Below are 22,679 nucleotides of genomic sequence, written 5' to 3' on the forward strand. Positions count from 1 at the left end.
CGCGGCCGGCCAGTGAACACAAGGAGCCCTGTGGCCTCACCACAGAACTACGTGGCAGTCATCAAGGTGGTGGGCGTCGGGGGCGGCGGCTCGAATGCCGTTAACCGCATGATCGATTTCGGTTTGGGCGGGGTCGAGTTCATCGCCGTCAATACCGACGCCCAAGCCCTGCTGTTGAGCGACGCCGACGTCAAGCTGGACATCGGCCGCCAGCTGACGCGCGGGCTCGGCGCCGGCAGCGATCCTGAAATCGGCACTCGAGCCGCAGAAGAGCACCGTGACGAGATCGCCGAAGCACTGCAGGGTGCCGACATGGTGTTCATTACGGCCGGGGAAGGCGGCGGCACCGGCACCGGAGGCGCTCCGGTGGTGGCAGAAGTCTCCAAAGAGGTAGGAGCGCTGACGATCGGAGTGGTCACGCGCCCGTTTGCGTTCGAAGGCAAGCGTCGGCAGATCCAGGCCGAACAGGGCATCGAGCGGCTGAAGGAGCGCGTCGACACGCTGATCGTGATCCCGAATGATCGGCTGCTGACGGTGGCGAGCGAGCACACGTCGATCATCGATGCCTTCCGCATGGCGGACGACGTGCTGCGCGAGGGCGTGTCCGGCATCTCGGGACTGATCACCACGCCAGGACTCATCAATACCGACTTCGCCGACGTCAAGGCGATCATGTCGAGCGCTGGCACCGCCCTGATGGGGATCGGTCGTGCCCATGGCGAGAACCGCTCCAAGAATGCGGCCCGGCAGGCAGTCTCGTCGTCGCTGCTCGAGGAGTCCATCGACGGTGCCCGCGGCATCCTGCTGAACATTGCCGCGGGGCCGGAGCTCGGGCTGTTCGAAGTCAATGAAGCGGCGGAAGTCATCCGCGAAGTGGCGCATGCCGAGGCCAACATCATCTTCGGCACGGTGATCGACGATTCACTCGGGGAAGAGATCCGTGTAACGGTCATCGCTGCAGGATTCGACCGATATGGACCGGGTCGCTCTGGAGGTGCTGCGCTGGGCGACTACGCAGCCTCGGAGGAGTCCGGCGATGTGGCTGACCCGTTCGGCGACCTCGACGAGGACGACGAGTCGTTCGACGTGCCCAGCTTCCTGCGGTGACGCCTGGGTTACGTCGCAATCACTCCAGACTGCTGCACATCGACGCCGGTCGCGGACTCCCAGCGGGGCTGCACGGCTCGACAAGCCACACCGGCGGGCGCTTCGGATGCTGACCCTGCGCCGCCGCTGCGGGAACAGCTTGGTGCGGATCTCGGTTACTGAGCGCTCCGACGGCGACTGCGCTCCCATCGACGGATCCGCCCCCAGCAACGTGACCGTCCTACGGCAGGTCCATGGCACGCGAGTTGTCGAGGTCGGGCGACCAGGAGAGCATCGGGGTGCCTGCGCGGACGCCGCGTGGACATCGATACCACGGGCCACACTGGCTGTGAGAACCGCCGACTGCGTGCCGATTGCCCTGTACGGCACCGATGGAGCGGACTGTGCGGCTGTCGCAGCCATCCACGCAGGATGGCGAGGCCTGCTCGACGGCGTCATCGCGGCGACCCTCGCCGAACTCGGCCGTCACGGGATCCGTCACACCCGAGCCATCGTCGGGCCCCACATCGGCCCGCTGCAGTACGAATTCGGCGCCGACCAACTGGAGACTGCCAGCGCGGCACTCGGGCCCTCGGTGTCGAGCACGACGCACTGGGGCACCCCGTCGCTCGATCTCGGCGAGGCCACGCGGCTGGAGCTGCGACGGCACGGGGCCGTCATCGACAGCGAGATCGGCCGTTGCACTGCTTCGGATGAGCGCTATTTCTCGCATCGAGCCCGTGCCGAACAGGGCCGGACGGCGGTGCTGGTAGGCCTGGAGACTGAGCGGGCAGGGGTGCTGATCGATGATTGACGCCGAGGAGGTCCGCCGCCGCACCCAGCGCGTCAAGCAGCGGATAGCCGATGCCGGCGGCGATGTTGCTCACGTCGGCATCGTGGCAGTGACCAAGGGCTTCGACAGCTCGGCAATCGAAGCTGCGGCTCATGCCGGTTTGGCGATGATCGGTGAGAACTACGCCCAGGAACTGCACGGCAAGTGGAACGAGATGGCCACCGCGACCAAGACGGCTGTGGAGGTCCACTTCATTGGGCGGCTGCAGTCGAACAAGGTCCGGCAACTGGCTGGACTGGTGGACGTGTGGCAGAGCGTGGACCGGTCGCGGTTGGTATCCGAGATAGCGCGCCACGATCCGGGTGCCGCCATCTTCGTGCAGATCGATGTAAGCGGCAGTGCCACGCAGGGCGGTTGTCCGCCCGACGAGGCCTCGTCACTGGTGGCTGCCGCCCGTCGGGAGGGGCTCGATGTAGCCGGTTGCATGGCCATTGGCCCGCAGGGTTCGCCGCCTGAGATCGAACGGGCTTTCGGCGAGGTTGCCCGATTCGCAGATCGCCATGAGCTCGAGCACCGCTGCATGGGGATGAGTGCGGATCTCGAGGCGGCGATCAGAGCTGGCTCGACGATGGTACGCATCGGGACTGCCCTCTTCGGCAATCGCCCGCCGCGAAATATCTCCACGCGGGGTGCCTGACCGCAACTTGACAAGTCGGTACCCTGTGCGATTGAGGCAGTTTTCTGATCGGGACTGTTGTCACTGAGGTTCTGCATGGCATCGTTCATGAAGCAGGCAATGAGCTATCTGGGCTTGGGTCCGGATGACAGCTATGCCCCGCCGCCCGAACGCGCCATGCCGGGCGAGATGCCCGCGGCTGAGGCCTTCGCCGACCAGACCAGCCAGAGCGGTGTCACCGTGGTTGAACGGCCAGCGGCGGCGACGCCGCAAGCTGCATCCGGCGCACCGACGTCGGCCGTGCGCCGTGTCGCCACATCGACAGCGCAGCCGTTCGTACTGATGCCGCGGATGTTCGATGATGCACAGCAGATCGGAGATCGCTTCAAGCGCGATCAGCCGATCATCTTGAACTTGCAGGGCCTCGATCGCGATACCGCTCGCCGGCTCCTCGATTTCGCCAGCGGGCTGTGCTATGCCCGCGACGGCGAGATGCGCAAGGTCGCAAACGCCGTGTACATGCTCGTGCCGGCAAATGTCGTGGTCACCGACAGCGAGCATCATGCAGTTGCTGCACAGGACGCTTCCGTGCAAGACGTCGGCCGCTGAGACGCTCCGGCGCGGACCACCAACCGGAGCGATGAAATGCTGTGCACGCTGATATCGCTCTACGTGTTCGCCATCTTTGCGCGTGTGCTGTTCAGCTGGATCCCGCTTGCTCCAGAGAGCCCGGTCATGGTTGTGCGAACTTGGCTGGTGCGCATTACTGAACCTGTCATGGGTCCATTGCGGCGAGCACTGCCCGCGGTGCGACTGGGCCGGGTGGCGCTCGACCTGTCACCGATCGTGCTGATCATCGGACTGCAGGTCTTCGTGGCGGGCATGCTGCTGGGATGCTGAGACGCTGGTACATTCCGCGCCATGGCGAGTCCTGATTCTCCTCCCGTCGAACCCTCCGATACCGAGGGCGAGGGCTTGCTCGAAACCATCGGCGCGCAGCTTGCGACGCTCGCGGCGCAAGTGTCCGAGATCGACCAGCGAATGAGCAGCGTGGAATCGGGAGCGCCATCACAACCGGTGGAAGTACGGCTATCGCCCGAGACGGTGGCGCAGATTGCCGATGCACTCGCAGCACTGCAGGCGGCCGGCAGCCAGGCACTGGACGAAGCGTTCAAGACGGCGAGCGACGACCTCACCGAGGCGCTGTCCGGTCTCGTGCGGTCCGAGATATCGAGGACGCTGACTGACGCCGGTTACACCGTCGAGGTCACCGAGGTCGCTGAATCTGACATCGACGATGAGCCGTTCGAGGACGGCACAGGCTCCGATGCTGCCGCCGAGAACGACCTGGATGAGCTGACCGAGCCAGAACCGATTGCGGCCTCCGTTCGCTCTGGGCCAGATGCTGCTGCCATGCCGTCGATCGTCGCGCCCTTGGCCGCAGCGGATCGGGTTGACGCCGCGTACGAATCAATCGGGTCCGGCTCGGAGGGCGACACTGGTGACGACGACACCGATGAGGCCGACGGTGATCTCATCGACGCGGATCGGGCACCGCTCGCACTCGACGAACTCGATGATCCCTTCCTTGATGCGCTGATCCGCAAGGAACCGCTGTCTGCTTAGACAGCCGCCCGCGAGCAGACCGCCAGATCGAGGTCGGGCTCGTCGCTGCCGTCGAGCCAGTGGATCTCCTCCGCTAACACGGCGGCTTCCACCAATGGCTCATGCTGACGGATCGCAGCCAGATTCGGCGGACTCCAGCGGATCGTCAGATTGATGCGGTCGGTGACCTCGAGACCGTGCTCCTTGCGCGTTTGCTGGATGTGGCGAATCAGATCGCGAGCTGCACCTTCGGCCTCCAGCTCGGGTGTGACCGTGGCATCCAGCGTCACGACCAGTTGCTGGTCTTCCAGCACCGAAGTCGTAGCCGGGTCCGATGGTTGCAGGGTGAGCTGGTATTCGCCGTCGCGCAGTTCGTGGCTTCCGGCCACCACCCCGCCTTCGGCAGTGACGTTCCAGTCGCCCCTTCGGGCGGCCATGAAGACTTCCTGAACAGCGGCGCCCAACCGCGGCCCCAGCACCGAGCCGTCTGGGCGCAGCACGTGGGTCGCGAGGTCGCCGAGCTCATCTCGGAGCTTCACCTCCCGGACGTTGATCTCATCAGCAAGAAGCGGGGCGAACGGTTCGAGCAGCTCGGCACCGGCGCCGGCCACGGTCACGCTGTGCAGCGGCAGCCGGACGCGCAAGCCGGCGTCCTCGCGCACTCGCAGCGCTGCGGAGGCCGCAGCTCGAACAGCATCCATGTGTTCAACGAGATCAGGATCCAGCGGGAGCATCTCAGGGTCAGGCCAGTCGCTTAGGTGCACGCTGTCACCGCCGGTCAGCCCGCTGTAGATCTCTTCGGTGATCATCGGCAGCAGCGGGGCCGCCATGGCCGCAAAGATCCTCAGCACCGTGTACAGCGTGTCGAAAGCGTCAGGTTCGCCCGTGGTCCCGCCTTCGGCGGACAGGACGCGGGTGAACTCGCCCCAAAAGCGTGTCCGGCTGCGGCGGATGTACCAGTTGTTGAGCGCGTCGATGAATGACTGCAGCTCGGCGGCGGCCCCCGGCAAGTCGTAGGCCTCGAAACTTGCCGTCACTGATTCCAGCGTGGCCCTGGTCTTGGCTAGCAAGTAGCGATCGAGCACATGAGGAGAGTCGGTTCGCACCTTGGCCTCGTAGCCATCGGCATTCGCGTACAGCGTGAAGAAGGCGTATGAGTTCCAGATCGGGATCAGCACCTGCCGGGCGACCTCGTCGATGCCGTTGTCGGAAATGCGCGTATCGCCGCCCCGGACAATGTTCGTCGCCATGAGGTACCACCGAAGTGCATCGGAGCCTTGGTTGGCGAAGATGTCGGTGGGCTCGGTGTAGTTCCGCAGCCGCTTGGACAGCTTGTTGCCGTCGGCGGCCAACAGCACGCCATGGCAGATCACGTTCTGGAACGCCGGCTGGGAGAACAGTGCTCCCGCCAGAACGTGGAGCGTGTAGAACCAGCCGCGGGTCTGGTTGATGTACTCCACGATGAAATCGGCCGGGAAGTTCTTCTCGAACCACTCGGAGTTCTCGAACGGGTAGTGCACCTGCGCGAAGGGCATGGACCCCGACTCGAACCAGCAGTCGAGCACTTCGGGCACACGCCGCATGGTCGAGCGGCCCGTGGGGTCGTCCGGGTTGGGGCGAGTCAGCTCGTCGATGAACGGCCGGTGCAGATCCGTCGGGCGCACGCCGAAATCGCCCTCGATCTCGTCGAGACTGCCGTAGACATCGATTCGGGGGTAGTCAGGGTTGTCGCTGACCCAGATCGGGATAGGCGAGCCCCAGAATCGGTTGCGACTGATGGACCAGTCACGGGCACCTGCCAGCCATTGGCCGAACCGGCCATCGCGTACATGGCCGGGCACCCAGTTGATCTGCTGGTTGGTCTCGGCCAGGAGATCGGAGATCTCGGTGACCTTCACGTACCACGAGCTGATGGCCTTGTAGATGATCGGCGTGTCCGTGCGCCAGCAGTGCGGATAGTTGTGCTCGTAGCTGTCGTGGCGCAGCACCCTGTCGCGTCGCTTGAGCTCGGCGATGATCTGCGAGTTTGCCTCGAAGACGTTGAGGTCGGCCCACGGTGTGATCGGTTGCGTGAAACAACCCCGGTCATCCACCGGTACTGCATCGGCGATCTCGATGCCGTGGGCCTCGCAGAGAAGCTGATCCTCCTCGCCGAAGCCGGGCGCCAGGTGAACCACACCGGTGCCTTCGGCGGTGTCCACAAAATCGCCGGCGAGCACCCGGAACGCCTCGGTGCGATGAGCGAAGAAGTCGAACATGGGCGAGTAGCGGCGGCCGGCGAGCTCAGCGCCGCTCATCGTGCCCACGACGGTGTACGGCTCGAGGTCTGCTGCGTAATGCTCGAGACAGTCCGACGCGAGGACGTAGCGGCCAGCACCGAGCACCTCCGACTGCACGACGGCATAGGCGATCTCCTCGCCGACGGCCACCGCGAGATTGGACGGCAGGGTCCACGGCGTTGTGGTCCAAGCGAGCAGTCGCAACGGACCGCCTGTGCCAGCCGTGCTGCCTGCGCCGGTTGGCTCATCGGTGTCCGCTAGTTCAAACCAGACCGTGATGGCAGGATCCTGACGAGGTCTCGTGGCGTCGTCGAGCCTGATCTCAAAGTTTGACAGAGGAGTCTCCGCGCCCCACGAGTAGGGCATGACCCGGAACGCCTGGTAGACGAGACCGCGGTCCCAGAGCTGCTTGAACGCCCACATGACCGATTCCATGTAGGGCAGGTCCATCGTCTTGTAGTCGTCGTCGAAGTCGACCCATCGTGCTTGGCGGGTGACGGTCTTGCGCCACTCCGCCGTGTACCGCAGCACTGAATCACGACACTGGGCGTTGAAGCGTTCGATGCCGAATTCCGTGATCGCAGCGCGTCCGCTCACGCCGAGCTCACGTTCGGTTTCCATCTCGGCAGGCAGGCCATGGCAGTCCCAGCCGAAGCGGCGGTTGACGCGGTGGCCACGCATCGTCTGGTACCGAGGGACCACATCCTTGACGTAACCGGTCAGCAGGTGGCCGTGGTGCGGCAGTCCGTTCGCAAAGGGAGGACCGTCGTAGAAGACAAACTCGTCGTCCGCGGACCTGTTGGCGATCGACGTCTCAAAGGTGCTCTGCTCGTGCCAGCGCACAAGGATCCGTTCCTCGATCTGCGGGAAGTCTGCTTGCGCAGGTACACGTGGGTACACGGTCTCGGTCGGCTCTCGCTTCACCAGCGCCTCCTGGGCCTCGCTCGAGCCCACGAGCCAGTCCACGAGACAGCGAGGGTACCCCTGAGGCAGGGAAATCAACGGAGTTGCGAGCTGCCAAACGCAGTCGAAATCGGCGACCTAGACTGCCGCGTCGCTTCTGTGGGGAGGAGCCATGGCCACTGCGAAGAAGGCTTCCGCCCGAAAGGCTGCTGCGAAGAAGGCTCCCGCACGGAAGCGGGCAGCGAATTCCTCGAAGACCAAGACCGCCGCGAAGAAGGCAGGTGCTGCGAAGAGGACCGCAGCAAAGAACACCGCAGCAAAGAAGGCGAGCACGGCCAAGAAGGCATCTGCGAAGAAGGCCGCACCCCGCCGCAAGTCTCCAAAGCCCCGCTTCGGCGATGCGTTTCTCGAAAAGCAGCGACAGGCGTTGCTGGCTGAGCGCCGTCGCTACACGGCGCATGCTGAGCGGTATGAGGCCGAGGCCGAGCAGCTCGTGAGCGAACGCGAGCCGGGAGATGTCCAGTTCGATGAGGAGTCGGGTGAGGGAGACTCCATTGCCGTGGAACGCGATCGGGCGCTGCAGATCTCGGCTCGTGAGCGCGAGGAGATCGCCGAGATCGATGCTGCTTTGGCGCGCATCGAAGACGGCACCTACGGCATCTGCGTCGTCTCGGGCAAGCCGATCCCCAAGGAGCGCCTGGAAGCGATCCCGCACGCCTCCATGCGCGTGGAAGTCAAGAGCAGCGGTCCGGCATGGCGTCGGCCGTAGACGCTGAGCCGAGGTGTTCGCAAACCGCCCATCAGCGCCACAGACTCGCGTGACGCGCAGCCTCAGCATCGCCCTCGCCTCGGTTGCAGTTCTCTGCTTGGATCAGCTCACCAAGGCATGGGCCGTGGTCGCTCTGGACGACCGCATCATCGACCTCGTGTGGACGCTGCGCCTGCGGCTCGTGCACAACACCGGCTTCGCCTTCTCAGCGGGCCAGCGACTCGGTCCGGTCCTGGCGCTCGTGGCCATCGTGATCGTCGGTGTGCTGTGGCTGTCGCGACATCGTGTGCAGGGCCAATGGGCCTCAATCGGGCTCGGCGGCATCATCGGCGGGGCGCTGGGCAATCTCGCCGACCGCGTCTTTCGCGGCGCAGCCTGGGGGCGTGGCGCGGTCGTGGACTTCATCGACCTGCAGTGGTGGCCGATCTTCAATGTGGCAGACGCATTCATCACCGCCGGGCTAGTGATCGTGCTGCTCCACCTGTATCGCAGCGAGCGGCGGCGGGCCGGGGCTCCCCGGGAGGCACCTGGGTGAGCGATCTGCCGGGACACTTCGAGATACCGGAGTCGCTGTCCGGCGAACGCATCGACCGTGCACTGTCGCTGTTGACTGGGCGGTCACGATCAGACACGGCGAAGATGGTTGCTCAAGGGTGCGTTCTGGTCGACGGCCAGATCGCTCGGGCGGGCTCGGTACGGGTTGCTGCCGGCTCGACTGTAGAAGTCACAGACATGCAGCTTCCCGCCGCAGTCCCGGAGCAGCGCCGTGAGATTGCCCCTTTCGATGTCCTGCATGCCGATGGCGACATCGTGGTCGTGGACAAGCCATCCGGAGTCGTCACACATCCGGGCAGCGGGCACTCTGCGGGCACGCTCGCAGACGCATTGGTCGAGCAGTATCCGGACATGGCCGGCGTGGGTCAGCCCGGCAGGCCCGGCATCGTGCACCGGCTCGACCGGGGGACCAGCGGCGTCTTGGTCTGCGCACGCAGTTCGCGGGCGTATGACGCGCTTGTCGAGCAGCTCACGATGCGGCAGGTTCGCAGGACCTATGCAGCGCTCGCTCGAGGACATCCTTCCTCACCGACAGGCACGATCGACGCGCCGATCGGCCGGGATCGGGAGAATCGCACCCTCATGGCCGTGACATCGGAGGGGCGTGACGCCCGGACGCACTACAGCGTCGTCGAGACCTATGTGCATCCTGCGGAAGCCTCGCTGCTTCGCTGCCGGCTCGAGACGGGGCGGACACACCAGATCCGCGTGCATCTGGCCAGTATCGGGCTGCCACTGCTCGGCGACCTGACCTACGGCGTGCCGGATCCATTCGGTATCGGCCGTCCGCTGTTGCATGCGGCCACGGCGCGCGGCCCCGGGCAACCTCGGCCACTGCAGCGAGGCTGTAGGAGTCCAGTTCGGCACGCATGCGATGGCCGACCGAGTCCCAGATCGCCAGCAAGACGCACTGTCCCTCGTGATCGCACGCACCATCTTGATGAGGCTGGCCGAAATCGCCGAGAGCGATCGGGCCGTCGACTGCTCGAATGATCATCCCGATCGTGACCTCGGCCGGGTCGCGAGCCATCACGTAGCCGCCGCCGACACCACGTTTGGATCGCACCAGACCCGCCCCTTTGAGCGCCAGCAGGATCTGCTCCAGGTAAGGCTGGGGCAGACCTGTGCGTTCCGCAATATCGCGCACCGAGGTCGGCCGGCCATTGTCGTTGAGGACTAGGGACAGCAACGCGCGGCTCGCGTAGTCTCCCCGCGTCGAGACCGCCACGGTGGCAGCGTAGCCCCGGCACCGGCCTCGCCTACTGGCTCGGCCTCCTAGGGTCGGTTTCGTGGAAAGCGACGCCGTCGAGCACAACGGGGGCAGCGAACCGCTGGCGCTCGACCGCACGCTGCCGACGTACGACGGCCATTGTGTCACCGCAGTCGCTCCGGCTCTGTGCGCTGGCGTCGAGGCTGATCTCGTCAGCGATGCGGTTGCAGCTGCACGCACGGTGGTGCTGCTGGTCGTGGATGGCCTCGGCTGGCACCAGTTGCGCCGCCATCGCGCGCTCGCGCCGGCGCTTGCTGCGGCGAGCGCCGCGACGCCACCGATCACCACAGTTGCTCCGAGCACCACCGCAACGGCACTGACGTCGCTGGCCACCGGGGCAGCGCCCGGTGAACATGGACTCGTCGGTTATCGCATAGCGACCTCTCTCGGGCTGCTCAACGCGCTTCGCTGGCGGGCCGGCGGCCGGGACGCGCGAGCTGAGTTGCCGCCTGACGAGCTGCAGCCCGTCGAGCCATTCTGCGGCCAGCCCGCCGCCGTCGTGACACGTGCGGAATTCCGCCATAGCGGTTTCAGCGGTGCTCATCTGCGCGGCGGCACATTCTGGGGATGGCACGACCTGCCCGGCTTCGTCGCCGCGGTGCGGGCTGCCGTCGACGAGGGCTTCCGGTTCGTCTTCGCCTACTACGACACGGTCGACAAGATCGCTCACGAGTTCGGGCTCGGCGAGCGCTACCACGCTGCGCTCGCCGAGACGGAGCGCCTGGCCGTGGCCTTGCGCAGTGACCTGCCTGCCGCGGTGCCCGTGATCGTCACTGCCGATCACGGCGTCGTCGAGGTGCTCGAACCTCCGGTGATGGTCGATCCCGAGGTCGTAGCACTCACCGACGGCTGGTCAGGCGAGGCCAGGCTGCTGTGGCTGCACGCCTGCGCAGGTGCCGAGTCAGCTCTTGCATCTGCCTGCGAGCGCTATGCCGGTATCGCCGAGATCGCTCCTGTCGAGCAGGTGCTGGACGAACAATGGCTGGGTCGTCATGTCACCGAGACGGCCAGGGGCCGGCTCGGAGATGTCGCTCTCGTGCCCAGAGGTCTGCAGGCCTTCACCATGCCCGACGAGGACCAGCCCCACCACGCACTCATCGGCCGCCACGGGGGCTTGACCGCCGAAGAAATGCTGGTGCCGTTCGCGCAGCTGTAAGGGATGGATTTTCCGCCAGATAGCATTTTGCTGGTGGTCGGCGATCCAGTTCCAGACCCAGAACAGGGCGAGTTGCTGGAGAGCGGACCACTCACGGAAGACGACATCGACGACGAGGCCTTCGTTCCCGAACCGGCGAAGCTCATGCGCATCGGCGGCATGATTCGTAAGCTGCTCGAAGAAGTCCGCCACGCGGAGCTCGACGAAGCGGGTCGCGACCGCATGCGCGACGTGTATCACCTGTCGGTTGACGAACTGGCAACAGCACTTTCCGAACCGCTCGCTGACGAGCTGAACCGGATTGCGCAGCCGTTCGACGAAGACATCCCGTCGGGTCCTGAGCTGCGGGTCGCCCAGGCTCAGCTGGTGGGATGGCTCGAAGGGCTCTTCCACGGCATCCAAGCAGCGGTATCAGCGCAGCAGATGATGGCAGAGCGGCAGTTGCGCACGATGCGCAGCAATGCACTCGAAGCCGGCGGGCAACCCCAGAGCTCGCCTGCGGCGGGTCGGGGCGGTGTCTATCTGTGAGCGATCACTGAAGGCAATAACTACCGAATCGGTTGGCCGGCACCGGGGGATCGGCCAGCGAGCATCGCAGGGAGCGAGAATCACATGGCGCTCGAGGTTGAGACAAAGGACTGCACGGCACTCAGCGATGCTGAGATCTCCGAGATGGCCGAGCTGGTCACCGGCGAGAACGTTCACTTCGACGTCGGTCACCTTTCCAAGCAACGCGATGCATGGGTGCTCATCACCCATGTGCGAGACGGTGCCAAGCTCTCTGCATACGGCTTCTGCACGCTTGAACGGGTCGGCGGCGATCCGACGGTGCTGATGGGCGCCGGTGCCACACGGCGTTCGGCTCGCCGCGACAGCGCTCTGCGGGCGATGATGACCGACCAATTGCGACGCGCCGTGCTGGCGTTCCCCGACGAGGACGTGCTGGTGGCCTGCCAGATGGCCGACCCAGCCGCGTTCACGGCCTTCAAGCCGCTTGATCGGGTAGTGCCCCGCCCCGGCTACGAGCCCAACGGCGAGGACCGCGCCTGGGGACGACGACTGGCCAAGCGATTCGATGTGCAGGGCGAGTACAAAGCGCGAGAGTTCAAGGTTTATGGGGACGGCGGGCCCTCATTCGTGCTGAATCACACGGCACCGCGGCCTGAGAAGATTGATCCGGCGATGACCGGCCTGTTCGACGGCTTCGATACGGCCAACGGCGATGCACTGATCGCGTTCGGCTGGGCCAGCCGGGAAGATCTCGCGAAGCTGCTGTAGCACTCGCTGCTCATCGGCTCAGCCTCTACAGGAAGAGTGTGCGCTGGTGAACTCTGGATTCAGCGAACTCGCCCGTCGCCGCCGGATGACCCGGCATTTCCTGCCGGATCGGATCGATGACGGCCTGCTTGAGCGAATCCTTGACACCGCCCGCCGTGTCCCTTCGGCCGGCAATACGCAGGGCTTCGACTTCGTTGTGCTTCGGGACCCCGGCGAGACGGCTCATTACTGGGACACCACCCTGCCCCCAGACCGCCGCGCGAGCTTTCGCTGGGATGGGTTGCTGGCCTGCCCGGTTCTCGTCACGCTGTGGGCCGATCCGCAGGCGTACATCGACCGCTACGGCGAACCCGACAAGGAACGCTCTGGGCTGGGCTCGGGTACGGAGGCCTGGTCGACGCCGTATTGGACCGTGGATGCGGCATTCGCGGCGCTTGCACTGCAGTACGCAGCGCTCGACGAAGGCCTCGGGGTGCTGTTCTTCGGCATGTTCGAACACGCTGCAGCCGTGGCAGCCGCTCTCGGTGTGCCGCCGGCGCACGAGCCGGTCGGCGTCGTGGCGCTGGGCTGGCCCGATCGAGCGGCTGAGGCGTCCAGCGGTCCGGCGGCGAGCCACGACAGGCCCCACCGCCCGCTGTTCGTCGACGAGCCGGGCAAAGCGGCGGCAGCAGCTGCCGACCGCCCGTTGGTGCACTGGGGTCGCTGGTAAGTTGCTGACGTGGGCGATCAGACTGCGCCAGATGAGTTCGGGCCAAAGCAGATGGCGATGGTGGAATACCTCAAGCTCGGCGACGACCCGCACTTGGTTGCCTACGTCTGCGATGCATGCGGGGCCTGCTACTTCGACCGGCGTAATGCCTGCGCTGCATGCGGGGCACGTGAGTTCTCCACCGGGCGCCTTGCCAATACGGGCTCGGTGCGGACGTTCACCATCGTGCATCGTGCCGCCCGGGGGGTGCCGGCGCCCTATGTCTCGGCTGTCGTGGATCTGGACGGTGGCGGTCGCGTCAAGAGCAACATCATCAACATCGAACCCACCCCCGTCAACGTCAGCCTCGGCATGCGTGTACGCCTCGCGACCTACGTGACCGCCACCGACGACGACGGCAACGAGGCCGTCGCGTTCGGCTACGAGCCCGAAGCGGCCTGAGCTTGCCCCGTCACCCGACCGACCCTGCGAACCGACAAGCGACTACATCAGCGACAGACCCGCCTAGCGAATAGGGAGCACCCGTGAGCAACCAAGACCCAGTGTGGATTCTCGGCACCTCCATGACCAAGTTCGGCCGTTACACCGACAAAGACCTCATCGACTTGGCCGCAGAGGCCTCGCTCGGAGCACTCGATGACGGCGGGGCGACCATGGCCGACATGGACGTCCTGGCGGCGGGCTGCCTGTACGAAGCCAACGGCGGCGTCGGCCAGCGCCTCCAGAAGCAACTCGGCCAGACCGGCATTCCCGTGTACAACGTGGCCAATGCCTGCGCAACGGGGGCGACAGCGGTCCGCACGGTGATGATGGCGATCAAGTCCGGCGAGGCACAGATGGGCCTGGCGGTCGGTGTCGAGCAGATGGGCAAGATGGGCATGCTCGGTGCCGATCGGGCCGCCCGTTCCGACCGTCAGGTATTCGAGCGCAAGGGACGCTTCGGGTCTGTCGTCGGCGTCGAGGGACGGCTCGGCACCAACATGATGCCCGGCGTGTTCGCACAGGCCGGCATGGAGTACGCCTACGAGAACGACGGCGTTGGCTTCGAGCAGTTCGCCAAGGTGGCCCAGAAGAACCACGAGCACTCCACCCTCAACCCGCTGGCGCAATACCGCAAGGCATTCACACTCGACGAGGTCATGAGCTCCGAGGTGATCGCCTCTCGGCCTCGGTGCTGACGTCAGATCCTTGGACCGAGGGCTGCCAGGTTCAGCCTGATGTCAACACGCTGACTCGCAACGCCGCGGATGCGGCATACGAGGCCTCGGGAGTGGATCCTGCCGACCTCGACTTGGTGGAACTGCACGACTGCTTCGCGACTGCCGAACTGCGGCACTACGACAACCTGCGGCTGTGCGAACCGGGCGGCGCTGGCGAATGGATCGACAAGGGCGGCCCGTGGCGCGACGGGGAGATCCCGGTAAACGTGTCGGGCGGCCTGCTGTCGAAGGGGCACCCCATAGGCGCCACCGGCGTGGCCAACCTGTTCGAGGTCGCTACCCACGTCCGCGGCGAGGCCGGCGACCGTCAGGTACCCGACGCCAAGGTCGGCCTGGCGCACGTGATCGGCCTCGGCTCGAGCTGCGGCGTGCACATCCTGGAGCGTTCGGGGCTCTAAGACGAACTCAGTTATTGAACGCGGCGAGGGTGGGGGCGAGTTCGTCGAGGTACTGCAGGGTTTCGTCAGCTGAGGGCAGGTCGAAGTTGACGGGCGTGAGAATGAACTGGCTGACGCCAGCTTCGGCGTAGGACTCCAGCCGGTCCATGCGGGGTCGGCCCCAGATGTAGAGCGTGATCGGGATGTCGTCGGCGTTCTCGCGCCCCGCTTCGTCAGCGAGGCGGCGGAATCGTTCGATGCCGCCGAGCACGTCGGGCTTGCCGGTGGTGTTCATGACACCCACGTCGATAGGCGCCCATTCGTCGGCGTACTCCGCCGCATGCTGGATGCCCAGCGGGCCGGCGTTGCCGAGTGCGATGGGCACGGTGCCGTTGGTGGGTTTTGGGTAGATCCACGACTCGCCGTAGCGGTCCCACTCGCCCTCGAAGGCAGGCACGGGATCGTCGGCCCAGATCGAGCGCATCGCTGCGATGCGCTCGCGCATGGCGCCGTAGCGGCGGCTGAAGGGCATGTCGGGGCGATGATCGGCCAGTTCCTCCTTGTTCCAGCCGACGCCGACGCCCAGCACCACACGGCCGCTGGCGAGCACGTCGGCGCTAGCGATGGTGCGTGCCAGGTCGATGAGGTCGTGCTGGAGGATGAGGCAGATGCCAGTGCCGAGCGTGATTTGGCTGGTCCGTGCAGCAGCGACACCGATGGAGACGAACGGGTCCATCATGTGGAAGTAGGTGCCGGGGAGCTGGCCGCCGTTTGGATAAGGGCTTTCGCGGGACGTCGGGATGTGGGTGTGCTCGGGGTACCAGACGGATGCGAAACCGCGTTCTTCGAGCTCTTGCGCCAGGTCGCCTGGATCGATGCCGCCGTGGTGATTGCCTGTGAGATACCCGAACTTCATGGCGCGCAGCCTACGAAAAAGAGCTCAGTCGCGGCCGAGTCTGCTGCGCCGCGATTATCCGCGGCCGAGTCTGCTGCGCCGCGGTTACCCGCGGCCGAGTCTGCTGCGCCGCTGTCAGCCGCGGCCGACGAGCGGCATGCCGTTGGCCATCACGGTCATGGTGAGCACGTTGGCGTCGGCGGGCAGTTCGGCCATGTAGAGCACAGCACGGGCCACGTCGTCGACATCCATCAGCGGCTCGGCACGGATGCTGCCGTCGGCCTGGGGAACGCCCGTGGCCATCGGGGCCGTCAAGGGCGACTCGGCGTTGCCGATGTCGATCTGGCCGACGGTGATTCCGTGATCCCGCCCTTCCAGCGACAGGGCCTTGGTGAGCCCGGTGATGGCATGTTTCGTGGCCGTATACGGGGAAGAGTGCGGGCGGGGAGTCTGTGCCGAAACTGATCCGTTGTTGATGATCCGTCCGCCGGAGGGCTGCTGGCGCTTCATCTGCGCGAACGCGGCGCGGGCGCACAGCCACGAACCGGTCAGGTTCACCCCGACCGTGGCTATCCAGTCGTCGATCGGCAGCTCGTCCACCGGCACCGGGCGGGTACCCATGCCGGCGTTGTTGAACAGCAGGTCCACACGACCGAACTGTTCGACGGCGGCGGCGAACAAGGCGTCCACGTCAGAAGGATCAGACACATCTGAGGTCACGGCAAGGGCGTCGGCAGCGCACTGATCCACCACCTCGTCAAGCAGCTCCCGGCGGCGACCGCACACGACGGTTTTCCAGCCGGCTTCCGAGAGTGCCAGTGCGCACGCCCGACCGATGCCGGTGCCGCCGCCAGTAATGACCGCCACCCGGTCGCTCATCGTTGTGCTCCTTGTTGTTGTCGGCGCTTCTGGATGTTTGCCCACTCGTCACGCAAGCCGACGGTGCGGTGGAAGAGCCGCGGCGCGGAGCTGCCTGGCTCTGCATTGCCCGCAGCAGCATTGTCGGCACAGAAGTAGCCGAGCCGTTCGAACTGCACCACCTGGCCGGGAGCGATATCGGTGACTGCGGGTTCGGCAACCCCGGTGCAGACCTCGCGCGAGTTCGGATGCAAGTCGTCGAGCGGATCACCGGTGCGCTCGCCCGGGAGCTCAGTGTCGAAGAGTCGCTCGTACAGTGCCGCTTCGATGGGCACGGCGTGCGCGGCACTGACCCAATGGATGGTGGCCTTGACTTTGCGACCGTCTGGGGCCTGACCGCTGGAAGTCTCGGGGTCATAGGTGCAGCGCACCTCGGTCACCCTTCCGCCGGCGTCGGTCACGGCGTCGATACAGCGCACGAAGTAGCCCGCGCGCAGCCGCACCTCGCGTCCTGGCGCCAGCCGGAAGTACTTGGGCGGCGCCTCCAGCCGGAAATCGTCCTGCTCGATCCACAATTCGCCGCTGAACGGCACCTGCCTAGTGCCTGCCGACTGATCCTCGGGATTGTTGACAGCCTCCCGGTACTCGACAAGCGGATTCCCGTCATCGTCGGTCGGCCAGTTCGTGATCACCAGCTTCAGCGGTCGCAGCACGGCCATCCGTCGTGGCGCGATGGCGTTCAACTCGGTGCGCACGAACGATTCGAGCAGCTCGGGTGCGTGCCGGCTGTTAGTACGCGCCACGCCGATGAAGCCGCAAAAGTCCCGAATGGCCGCGGGGGGATAGCCGCGTCTCCGCAGCGCCCGCAGCGTCGGCAAGCGAGGATCGTCCCAGCCGTCCACATGACCATCCTCCACTAGACGACGGAGGACTCGTTTCGAGGTGATCGTGTTGGTCAGTTCCAGGCGGGCAAATTCGGTCTGATGCGGGCGGTCGCCTGCATAGTCCAACTCGGCGAGCGGCAGGTGCTCCAGGTACCAGTCGTACAGCGCACGGTTGTCGCGGAACTCCAGCGTGCACAGCGAATGCGTGACGCCTTCGATCGCATCGCCCTGACCGTGGGCCCAGTCATAAGTGGGGTAGATGCACCACCGGTCGCCTTGCCGGTAGTGATCCTGGTGACGGATGCGGTACATCACCGGGTCTCGCATCTGCATGTTCTCGTGCTGCATGTCGATACGGGCCCGCAGCACCCGGCTGCCTTGCGGGTGCTGGCCGACCGCCATCTCCCGGAACAGACGCAAGTTCTCGTCCACAGGACGGTCCCGGAACGGGCTGTCTGTTCCCGGCTGGCCGAAGCCTCCTCGCCCGGCCGAGATGGCCTCGGCATCCTGATCGTCGACGTATGCGAGCCCTCGGCTGATCAGCAGCTCCGCCCAGTCGTAGAGCTGATCGAAGTAGTCGGAGGCGAAGCGGATTTCCTGCGGCTCGAATCCGAGCCAGGCCACGTCGGCGATGATGGCGTCGACGTACTCGGGACTCTCGGTGGCAGGGTTCGTGTCGTCGAATCGCAGAAAGCAGCGCCCGCCGGACTCTGCCGCAACGGTGAAGTCGAGGCAGATTGCCTTCGCATGACCGATGTGGAGATACCCGTTCGGTTCCGGCGGGAAGCGCGTCTGGACACGGCCCCCGAACCGGCCTGACGCCGTGTCCGCGGCGACGAGGTCACGGATGAAGTCACTCCCACTGTTCTCGCCCGGGTTCGAGGGTCCCGCGGCGGATCGATCAGGCACAGGGGCTCAGGCGTCGACCGTGACGTGCGGCGGCGGCCACGTCCCAGAGACGGTTCCGGTCGCCACCAGGTAGTCCATCACGCGTTCCAGCTGACCCAGCAGCGCTTCGAGATCGCCGGCATCGAGTGCTTCGGCCGCTGCCAGCGAGAGGCGATCTGTCTCGCCGCGGATCTTCTGAATGGTGGCGCCATTGCCGTGCCCGCCGCTGGTCATCATGACGTGACACTCAACCGCATCCAGGCTTCCTGCTGCCAGAGCAAGGTTGTGAGCATCGAAGCGGAACTCCCGCAGCAGCGTGCAGCCGTGCCACAGGTCCATAGTGGCGTCGCCGCCGTCCTCGCTGGGCCAGGGCTGCTGTGCCCAGGCGCCATAGAGGGGCCGCGCACCGGCAGGCAGGTCGGCGGTGAAGCTGCGCAGCGCCGCTGCAGCACCGGCGATGTCGGCAGGCTCGGGGTAGTCGCCCAGCGCGCGACCCATGGACGCGGTGGTGAGCTCGCGGTAGCGGGCCAGCACCGCATCGGGCTCCATGACATCCCAGCATCCAGGCACCGCTCGGGAAACCATGCGCGGCGCGAAGTTGTAGAAGACCGACGTCACGGTGGGAGCGCTCACGGCGCCCATGGGGGCGGATCGGTAGGCAAAGTACGCATGCCACCAGCCCTTGAATCCGTCGTCGTTGAATCCGTAGATCTCCGGTGAGTAATAGGCCACCGTGTGGATGGGCTCGACAAACCGCCCCAGCCGCCGGATCGGGCTGCGACGGTCCTCGCTGCGGGGAATCTCGCCCATGTGTGCTCCTCGGACCTGTGGCTCTCGTGCGTCGATGCCTGCGGGCGGCTACACGACCCGCCCGAGGTGGCCGCCATGGTATGGCCCGAGACTTCGAGACGCGATGCTCGTCGTGGGACACCGACCCGAACCCATTCGACAGGGCCGCACTACGGTTCGTGCCATGACCGTTCATGGAATGCAGCACGAGACGAGTGTGGAAATCGCTGCGTCTCCGCAGGCCGTCTACGACCTAGTGTCCGATGTGACCCGGATGGGGGAGTGGAGCCCCGAGAACGTCGGAGCCGACTGGACGGGCGGAACGCCTGGCACCGAAGGCTCGACGTTCGAGGGTCACAACCGAATCGGCGAACGCGAATGGAGTGTGCCCTGCACGGTCACCGTGGCACAGCCGCAGGAGTGCTTCGAATGGGTGACTCGGCCGGGCGATCCTGAAGGCCCGTATGTGCGCTGGACCTATCGCATGGCACCTGCTGATGCCGGCGGCACATCGCTGACTGAAGTCTGGGACGTGCTCTCGCTGCCGCCGACGCTCCAGCCACTCAGTGCCGAGCAGCTCGCAGCACGGGCGGACGTTGTGCGTGCCGGCATGGCCGAGACTCTCGCCGCCATCAAGGCCGCCGCCGAGTCATAGCTCGTCCGGGAGTTTGGGAGGACGCACATGGATGCGATGGGCTTGGGGAACCTGAACTGGTGGGCGATCGTCGTGGCGATCGTGTTCAACCAGGTACTCGGTGCCGCCTGGTACAGCACGCTGGCCAAGCCGTGGATGGCCGAAGTCGGGCTGACCGACGAGGACATGGAGGCGATGAAGGGCACACCGCGCCAGTGGTACCCCTACGTGCTGGCGATCGTGCTGGCATTCGTCTTCACGCTGGCGCTGGCGCTGCTGGGCCAAGGTCTCGATGTCGATTCGTTCGGCGAGGGCCTCGGACTGGGCGTGCTGGCCGCGGTGGGCTTCGTCGTCACCTCCAACGGCATCAACTACGCCTTCGAGGGCCGCAGTGTCCGGTTGCTCGCGATCAACGCCGGCTACCCGCTGGTCTCCTACAGCGTCATCGGTGTGCTGCTGGCGCTGTGGCAATAGCCCAGCTCTTGGGCTGCAGGGCCCGCACCCGCTCAGGCCGGCGTGGTCACTGACCGGCGATGTGGCGAAAGGCTGAGTACTTGGGCTGATCGATCGCCACTTGGTGTGCGGCCGAGGTGCGCAGGTAGTCCGCTAGACCGGGTTCGTCCAGCGGCATCGAGCCGTCCCGCAGCGCGTGCACGAGCTTCCAGCGCAAGGCAGTCACCTGCTCGGCGACTGCAGCGTCCCCCGAGCGCCCTGAGTTTGCCGGCAGTGCCGCGTCGCCTACCAGAGCGGTGAGCCGGTCGAGCTCGTAACGATGCAGCTGCGGGCCGATCAGGCGTTCCCGCAGCGCGATGTCGATCGAATTGCCAGCCACGAGAGCGAGGAAGTTCGTGCGTCCCTCGGTGGCTTGGCGGACCTCGCCGTGCAGGAAGTCGCGCACGCTCTCGAGCAGCTCGTCCATGCGGGGCATGTCGCCTGCCGCGGCATGTGCGGCAGCACTGGTGTGGCTGCCCCCAAGCGCCGACGGCTCGCTCGGCCGGCGGCCGAAGTCGGGTTCGAGGAGACCAAGTTCAGACACGGCGGGGAGGAATTCGACAGGCCCGGGAATGATGAGGTTCACGCAGTCGAGCTGGCACTCCGAGCTGCGCCGGCCGATGCCGGGCCGCTCCACAGTGGCATCGGAGCCGATCCGGTAGCGATCAGCCATGCCGAGGCAGCCCACCGCCCACCAGAACGAGCCGAACACCTCCCAGTACTGCACACGGTCCCGATCGACAGGGTGACCGGCCACGCTCTCATATCCGGCGAACAGATCCTCGTAGTGCCCGAAACCGCCGACCGGCAAGTGTCGCTGCCCGAAGCGCCATGAGTTGGTGCACATCCATCCCAGGTCACGCATCGGATCGCCAATGTGGGCCGTTTCCCAGTCGAGCACAGCGATCAGGCCCTCGTCGGCATCCACCATGACGTTGCCGTTGCGGAAGTCGTTGTGCACCAACGTGAGTTCGACCGGCCCGCGGCCTTCCAACTGCTCGATGAGCCACCGACCCGCGAAGTCGATCATCGGCTGAGGAGTGGGCATCTCCCTGTAGCGGTCCCACGACTCGACCAGGTACTCACCTGGATCGACCCTGCGCAACGCCTCCGCCAAGCCGGTCGCCTCCAGATCGATGCCGTGGATGCGTGCCATTTCCTGCCCGCACTGGAAGGCCAGCCGTGAACGCGCTCCGGCCATCTCTGGCGCTCGAGCGATGCGGGCACCCAAGGTCACGCCGTCCAGCCATTCCATGAGGAACCCTGCGCCGATGCCGTCAGCGTCCTGCAGCACGTACAGCACCTCGGGTTCGGGAACGCCGGCCGAGCGGGCCGTGCTCATGCACAGCGCCTCAGCTGCCACGCCCGTGACGTTGTCGCCCTCACGATCTTCGCCGTCAGGCCCCCGGCGCAGGCAGATGTCGAAGGTGACCGCAGCATCCGACATACGGCGACAGCGCAGCCGGTACGTCTCCATGCTGGCGCCGCCGCTCAGGCGTTCAGCGTCCTCCAAACGAGTGCAATCGGATATCTCACGGCGCACTGCCGCATCAAGCGCGTCGAAGAAGTCAGGCAACCGATGCTGGCCTTCGCCGGTCATCGCGCACTTCCGAGGTGGGAATCGGGTCCGGTGCGATCTGGCAGATCAGCCGTCGGCGTGGTCGCTCTGCTGTGATCCGAAGATCGTCGGCGGGCCCTTGCGGGACCAGTCCGGTGCCCCGTGCATCGTTCGCCCGTCGATGGTGAGCATCTGGGATGCCTCTCCGCCGCAGATCCGACCGCCGCTTGAGCCGAGCACGCCGTTGGCGCCGATATGGCTGATGGGGTAGGAGTCGACTGCTGAATAGGTCTGCAGCAGCAACGGCCTGGGTCGGGGCGAGTTGTTGGGCAGCGAGCCGTGGATCATGCAGCAGTTGTGCACCGTGACCGAACCCGCCGGCCCGCCGAGGTACACCACCCGGTCGAGCTCCAGGGCTGCGACGTCGGCATCGGCCATCGACCCCGCCCAGGCCCCGTCGGGCGCGTACTGGTCGAACAGCGGACCGCGGTGGCTGCCGGGCAGCACGCCCATCGGGGACATCTCGGCGTCGACATCTTCGAGATACACGCCGATGGTCAGCGGCGTGAAGTCGGTGTGAGGCCAGAACTGGATGTCCTGGTGCCACTTCACTTCCTCGCCGCCGTCAGACCACTTGAAGTTGAGCTTGGAGTGGTGGTAGCGCACCGGTCCGCCTAGCAGCGCTGCGGCGAGCTGTGCCGGCGGCCCTTCGAAGGTGAACCGTGCGTATGTCGGATGCTGATCGACCGGCGAGATGAGCCGCCGCAGCCGCGGCGCATCGGCCGTGTGCGTGGGTTCGAGATCAAAGACCTTGCCTGAGGCGGTTTCCGAGCGACTGGCATCGATGAATTCCGCTGTCACGGCACGAAGCTCGTCGAGCCATTCCGGACCGACAAAGCCCGATAGGCACAGGTAGCCATTCGCCTCGTAGCTGGCACGCTGGCGGTCCGAGATGGAGTCTCTGGCGGGCGGAGCGACATCGGCAAGAGTCATGCCCAAACCGTA

The 22,679-nt window shown here is 65.9% G+C and carries 24 protein-coding genes and 2 pseudogenes; 17 read left to right on the plus strand and 9 right to left on the minus strand.

What is annotated here, in order from left to right; genetic code table 11:
- The first annotated feature begins 30 nt into the window (after positions 1-30).
- From ftsZ to VI480_RS12595, 6 genes are all read left to right on the plus strand, one after another.
- The gene (gene ftsZ, locus VI480_RS12570; protein WP_323673195.1) at positions 31-1,107 is read left to right on the plus strand and encodes a cell division protein FtsZ; all 1,077 of its coding nucleotides are present in this window, start codon (positions 31-33) and stop codon (positions 1,105-1,107) included.
- Between the two features lie 106 nt (positions 1,108-1,213).
- Positions 1,214-1,900 (plus strand): polyphenol oxidase family protein, encoded by a 687-nt coding sequence (locus VI480_RS12575; protein ID WP_323673196.1) that lies wholly within the window; start codon positions 1,214-1,216, stop codon positions 1,898-1,900.
- Positions 1,893-2,576: a YggS family pyridoxal phosphate-dependent enzyme gene (locus tag VI480_RS12580; RefSeq protein ID WP_323673197.1), complete on the plus strand. Its 684-nt coding sequence runs from the start codon at positions 1,893-1,895 to the stop codon at positions 2,574-2,576. Before VI480_RS12575 ends, VI480_RS12580 begins: the two co-directional genes overlap by 8 nt.
- Before the next feature lie 75 nt (positions 2,577-2,651).
- The gene (locus VI480_RS12585; RefSeq protein ID WP_323673198.1) at positions 2,652-3,164 is read left to right on the plus strand and encodes a cell division protein SepF; all 513 of its coding nucleotides are present in this window, start codon (positions 2,652-2,654) and stop codon (positions 3,162-3,164) included.
- Positions 3,165-3,200: 36 nt separating this feature from the next.
- Complete coding sequence (locus VI480_RS12590; protein ID WP_323673199.1) at positions 3,201-3,455, plus strand: YggT family protein; 255 nt, start codon at positions 3,201-3,203, stop codon at positions 3,453-3,455.
- Positions 3,456-3,476: 21 nt separating this feature from the next.
- Entirely contained in the window at positions 3,477-4,181 is a 705-nt protein-coding gene (locus VI480_RS12595) for a hypothetical protein (RefSeq protein WP_323673200.1), read from the plus strand.
- Here VI480_RS12595 and ileS read toward each other — a convergent pair.
- Together ileS and VI480_RS12605 are read right to left on the minus strand one after the other, a co-directional pair.
- Positions 4,178-7,363, minus strand: coding sequence for an isoleucine--tRNA ligase (gene ileS / locus VI480_RS12600; RefSeq protein ID WP_416246694.1), 3,186 nt, complete (start codon positions 7,361-7,363; stop codon positions 4,178-4,180). The two genes, VI480_RS12595 and ileS, sit on opposite strands and share 4 nt — an antisense overlap.
- Before the next feature lie 117 nt (positions 7,364-7,480).
- Positions 7,481-7,717, minus strand: coding sequence for a hypothetical protein (locus tag VI480_RS12605; protein WP_323673202.1), 237 nt, complete (start codon positions 7,715-7,717; stop codon positions 7,481-7,483).
- Between the two features lie 52 nt (positions 7,718-7,769).
- Here VI480_RS12605 and VI480_RS12610 point away from each other — a divergent pair, with 52 nt between their 5' ends.
- The 3 genes from VI480_RS12610 to VI480_RS15685 are packed head-to-tail and all read left to right on the plus strand — an operon-like array spanning position 7,770 to position 9,659.
- Entirely contained in the window at positions 7,770-8,111 is a 342-nt protein-coding gene (locus VI480_RS12610) for a TraR/DksA family transcriptional regulator (protein WP_323673203.1), read from the plus strand.
- 49 nt (positions 8,112-8,160) lie between these two features.
- A complete protein-coding gene (gene lspA / locus VI480_RS12615; RefSeq protein ID WP_323673204.1) occupies positions 8,161-8,646 on the plus strand; it encodes a signal peptidase II in 486 nt (161 codons plus the stop codon).
- Entirely contained in the window at positions 8,643-9,659 is a 1,017-nt protein-coding gene (locus VI480_RS15685) for an RluA family pseudouridine synthase (RefSeq protein ID WP_416246691.1), read from the plus strand. The genes lspA and VI480_RS15685 overlap by 4 nt, the downstream gene beginning before the upstream one ends.
- Here VI480_RS15685 and VI480_RS15690 read toward each other — a convergent pair.
- Positions 9,556-10,044: pseudogene (locus VI480_RS15690) on the minus strand (RrF2 family transcriptional regulator); the annotation flags it as partial. The gene VI480_RS15685 and the pseudogene VI480_RS15690 overlap by 104 nt on opposite strands.
- On the opposite strand from VI480_RS15690, the gene VI480_RS12630 reads away from it, so the two are divergent.
- From VI480_RS12630 to VI480_RS15695, 6 genes and pseudogenes are all read left to right on the plus strand, one after another.
- Entirely contained in the window at positions 9,956-11,092 is a 1,137-nt protein-coding gene (locus tag VI480_RS12630; protein ID WP_323673207.1) for an alkaline phosphatase family protein, read from the plus strand. The pseudogene VI480_RS15690 and the gene VI480_RS12630 sit on opposite strands and share 89 nt — an antisense overlap.
- Before the next feature lie 33 nt (positions 11,093-11,125).
- Positions 11,126-11,620, plus strand: a complete 495-nt coding sequence (locus VI480_RS12635; RefSeq protein ID WP_323673208.1) for a proteasome activator — start codon at positions 11,126-11,128, stop codon at positions 11,618-11,620.
- An 84-nt stretch (positions 11,621-11,704) separates the two neighbouring features.
- Complete coding sequence (locus tag VI480_RS12640) at positions 11,705-12,370, plus strand: hypothetical protein (protein ID WP_323673209.1); 666 nt, start codon at positions 11,705-11,707, stop codon at positions 12,368-12,370.
- Between the two features lie 46 nt (positions 12,371-12,416).
- Entirely contained in the window at positions 12,417-13,079 is a 663-nt protein-coding gene (locus VI480_RS12645) for a nitroreductase family protein (protein WP_323673210.1), read from the plus strand.
- A 51-nt stretch (positions 13,080-13,130) separates the two neighbouring features.
- The gene (locus VI480_RS12650) at positions 13,131-13,520 is read left to right on the plus strand and encodes a Zn-ribbon domain-containing OB-fold protein (RefSeq protein ID WP_416246695.1); all 390 of its coding nucleotides are present in this window, start codon (positions 13,131-13,133) and stop codon (positions 13,518-13,520) included.
- A 122-nt stretch (positions 13,521-13,642) separates the two neighbouring features.
- A pseudogene (locus tag VI480_RS15695) lies at positions 13,643-14,697 on the plus strand (thiolase family protein).
- 7 nt (positions 14,698-14,704) lie between these two features.
- Here the strand turns inward: VI480_RS15695 and VI480_RS12665 are convergent.
- The 4 genes from VI480_RS12665 to VI480_RS12680 form a co-directional block, all read right to left on the minus strand.
- The gene (locus VI480_RS12665) at positions 14,705-15,592 is read right to left on the minus strand and encodes a TIGR03619 family F420-dependent LLM class oxidoreductase (RefSeq protein WP_323673214.1); all 888 of its coding nucleotides are present in this window, start codon (positions 15,590-15,592) and stop codon (positions 14,705-14,707) included.
- A 114-nt stretch (positions 15,593-15,706) separates the two neighbouring features.
- On the minus strand, positions 15,707-16,450 hold the full coding sequence (locus tag VI480_RS12670; protein ID WP_323673215.1) for an SDR family oxidoreductase: 744 nt from the start codon (positions 16,448-16,450) through the stop codon (positions 15,707-15,709).
- Positions 16,447-18,222 carry a glutamine--tRNA ligase/YqeY domain fusion protein gene (locus VI480_RS12675; RefSeq protein ID WP_323673216.1) on the minus strand — a complete coding sequence of 592 codons (1,776 nt, stop codon included), beginning with the start codon at positions 18,220-18,222 and terminating at the stop codon, positions 16,447-16,449. The genes VI480_RS12670 and VI480_RS12675 overlap by 4 nt, the downstream gene beginning before the upstream one ends.
- A 6-nt stretch (positions 18,223-18,228) precedes the next feature.
- On the minus strand, positions 18,229-19,011 hold the full coding sequence (locus VI480_RS12680; RefSeq protein WP_323673217.1) for an SCO6745 family protein: 783 nt from the start codon (positions 19,009-19,011) through the stop codon (positions 18,229-18,231).
- Between the two features lie 163 nt (positions 19,012-19,174).
- On the opposite strand from VI480_RS12680, the gene VI480_RS12685 reads away from it, so the two are divergent.
- Both VI480_RS12685 and VI480_RS12690 read left to right on the plus strand, forming a co-directional pair.
- Positions 19,175-19,645 carry an SRPBCC family protein gene (locus VI480_RS12685; protein WP_323673218.1) on the plus strand — a complete coding sequence of 157 codons (471 nt, stop codon included), beginning with the start codon at positions 19,175-19,177 and terminating at the stop codon, positions 19,643-19,645.
- 27 nt (positions 19,646-19,672) lie between these two features.
- Complete coding sequence (locus VI480_RS12690) at positions 19,673-20,098, plus strand: DUF1761 domain-containing protein (protein ID WP_323673219.1); 426 nt, start codon at positions 19,673-19,675, stop codon at positions 20,096-20,098.
- Between the two features lie 46 nt (positions 20,099-20,144).
- Here VI480_RS12690 and VI480_RS12695 read toward each other — a convergent pair whose 3' ends face one another.
- Positions 20,145-21,716: a phosphotransferase family protein gene (locus tag VI480_RS12695; protein WP_323673220.1), complete on the minus strand. Its 1,572-nt coding sequence runs from the start codon at positions 21,714-21,716 to the stop codon at positions 20,145-20,147.
- 45 nt (positions 21,717-21,761) lie between these two features.
- Positions 21,762-22,667, minus strand: coding sequence for a phytanoyl-CoA dioxygenase family protein (locus VI480_RS12700; RefSeq protein WP_323673221.1), 906 nt, complete (start codon positions 22,665-22,667; stop codon positions 21,762-21,764).
- Positions 22,668-22,679: the final 12 nt, after the last annotated feature.

The organism is Candidatus Poriferisodalis multihospitum (assembly GCF_028283155.1).
Taxonomy (GTDB): domain Bacteria; phylum Actinomycetota; class Acidimicrobiia; order Acidimicrobiales; family Poriferisodalaceae; genus Poriferisodalis; species Poriferisodalis multihospitum.

Coding starts and splice junctions, on each gene's coding strand:
- VI480_RS12650 (WP_416246695.1), top strand. CDS start 13,131: ATGGCGATGGTGGAATACCTCAAGCTCGGCGACGACCCGCACTTGGTT.
- VI480_RS12680 (WP_323673217.1), bottom strand. CDS start 19,011: ATGGGCGAGATTCCCCGCAGCGAGGACCGTCGCAGCCCGATCCGGCGG.
- VI480_RS12575 (WP_323673196.1), top strand. CDS start 1,214: ATGCTGACCCTGCGCCGCCGCTGCGGGAACAGCTTGGTGCGGATCTCG.
- VI480_RS12685 (WP_323673218.1), top strand. CDS start 19,175: ATGACCGTTCATGGAATGCAGCACGAGACGAGTGTGGAAATCGCTGCG.
- VI480_RS12695 (WP_323673220.1), bottom strand. CDS start 21,716: ATGACCGGCGAAGGCCAGCATCGGTTGCCTGACTTCTTCGACGCGCTT.
- VI480_RS12700 (WP_323673221.1), bottom strand. CDS start 22,667: ATGACTCTTGCCGATGTCGCTCCGCCCGCCAGAGACTCCATCTCGGAC.
- VI480_RS12580 (WP_323673197.1), top strand. CDS start 1,893: ATGATTGACGCCGAGGAGGTCCGCCGCCGCACCCAGCGCGTCAAGCAG.
- VI480_RS12595 (WP_323673200.1), top strand. CDS start 3,477: ATGGCGAGTCCTGATTCTCCTCCCGTCGAACCCTCCGATACCGAGGGC.
- VI480_RS12640 (WP_323673209.1), top strand. CDS start 11,705: ATGGCGCTCGAGGTTGAGACAAAGGACTGCACGGCACTCAGCGATGCT.
- VI480_RS12585 (WP_323673198.1), top strand. CDS start 2,652: ATGGCATCGTTCATGAAGCAGGCAATGAGCTATCTGGGCTTGGGTCCG.
- VI480_RS12665 (WP_323673214.1), bottom strand. CDS start 15,592: ATGAAGTTCGGGTATCTCACAGGCAATCACCACGGCGGCATCGATCCA.
- VI480_RS12590 (WP_323673199.1), top strand. CDS start 3,201: ATGCTGTGCACGCTGATATCGCTCTACGTGTTCGCCATCTTTGCGCGT.
- VI480_RS12670 (WP_323673215.1), bottom strand. CDS start 16,450: ATGAGCGACCGGGTGGCGGTCATTACTGGCGGCGGCACCGGCATCGGT.
- VI480_RS12690 (WP_323673219.1), top strand. CDS start 19,673: ATGGATGCGATGGGCTTGGGGAACCTGAACTGGTGGGCGATCGTCGTG.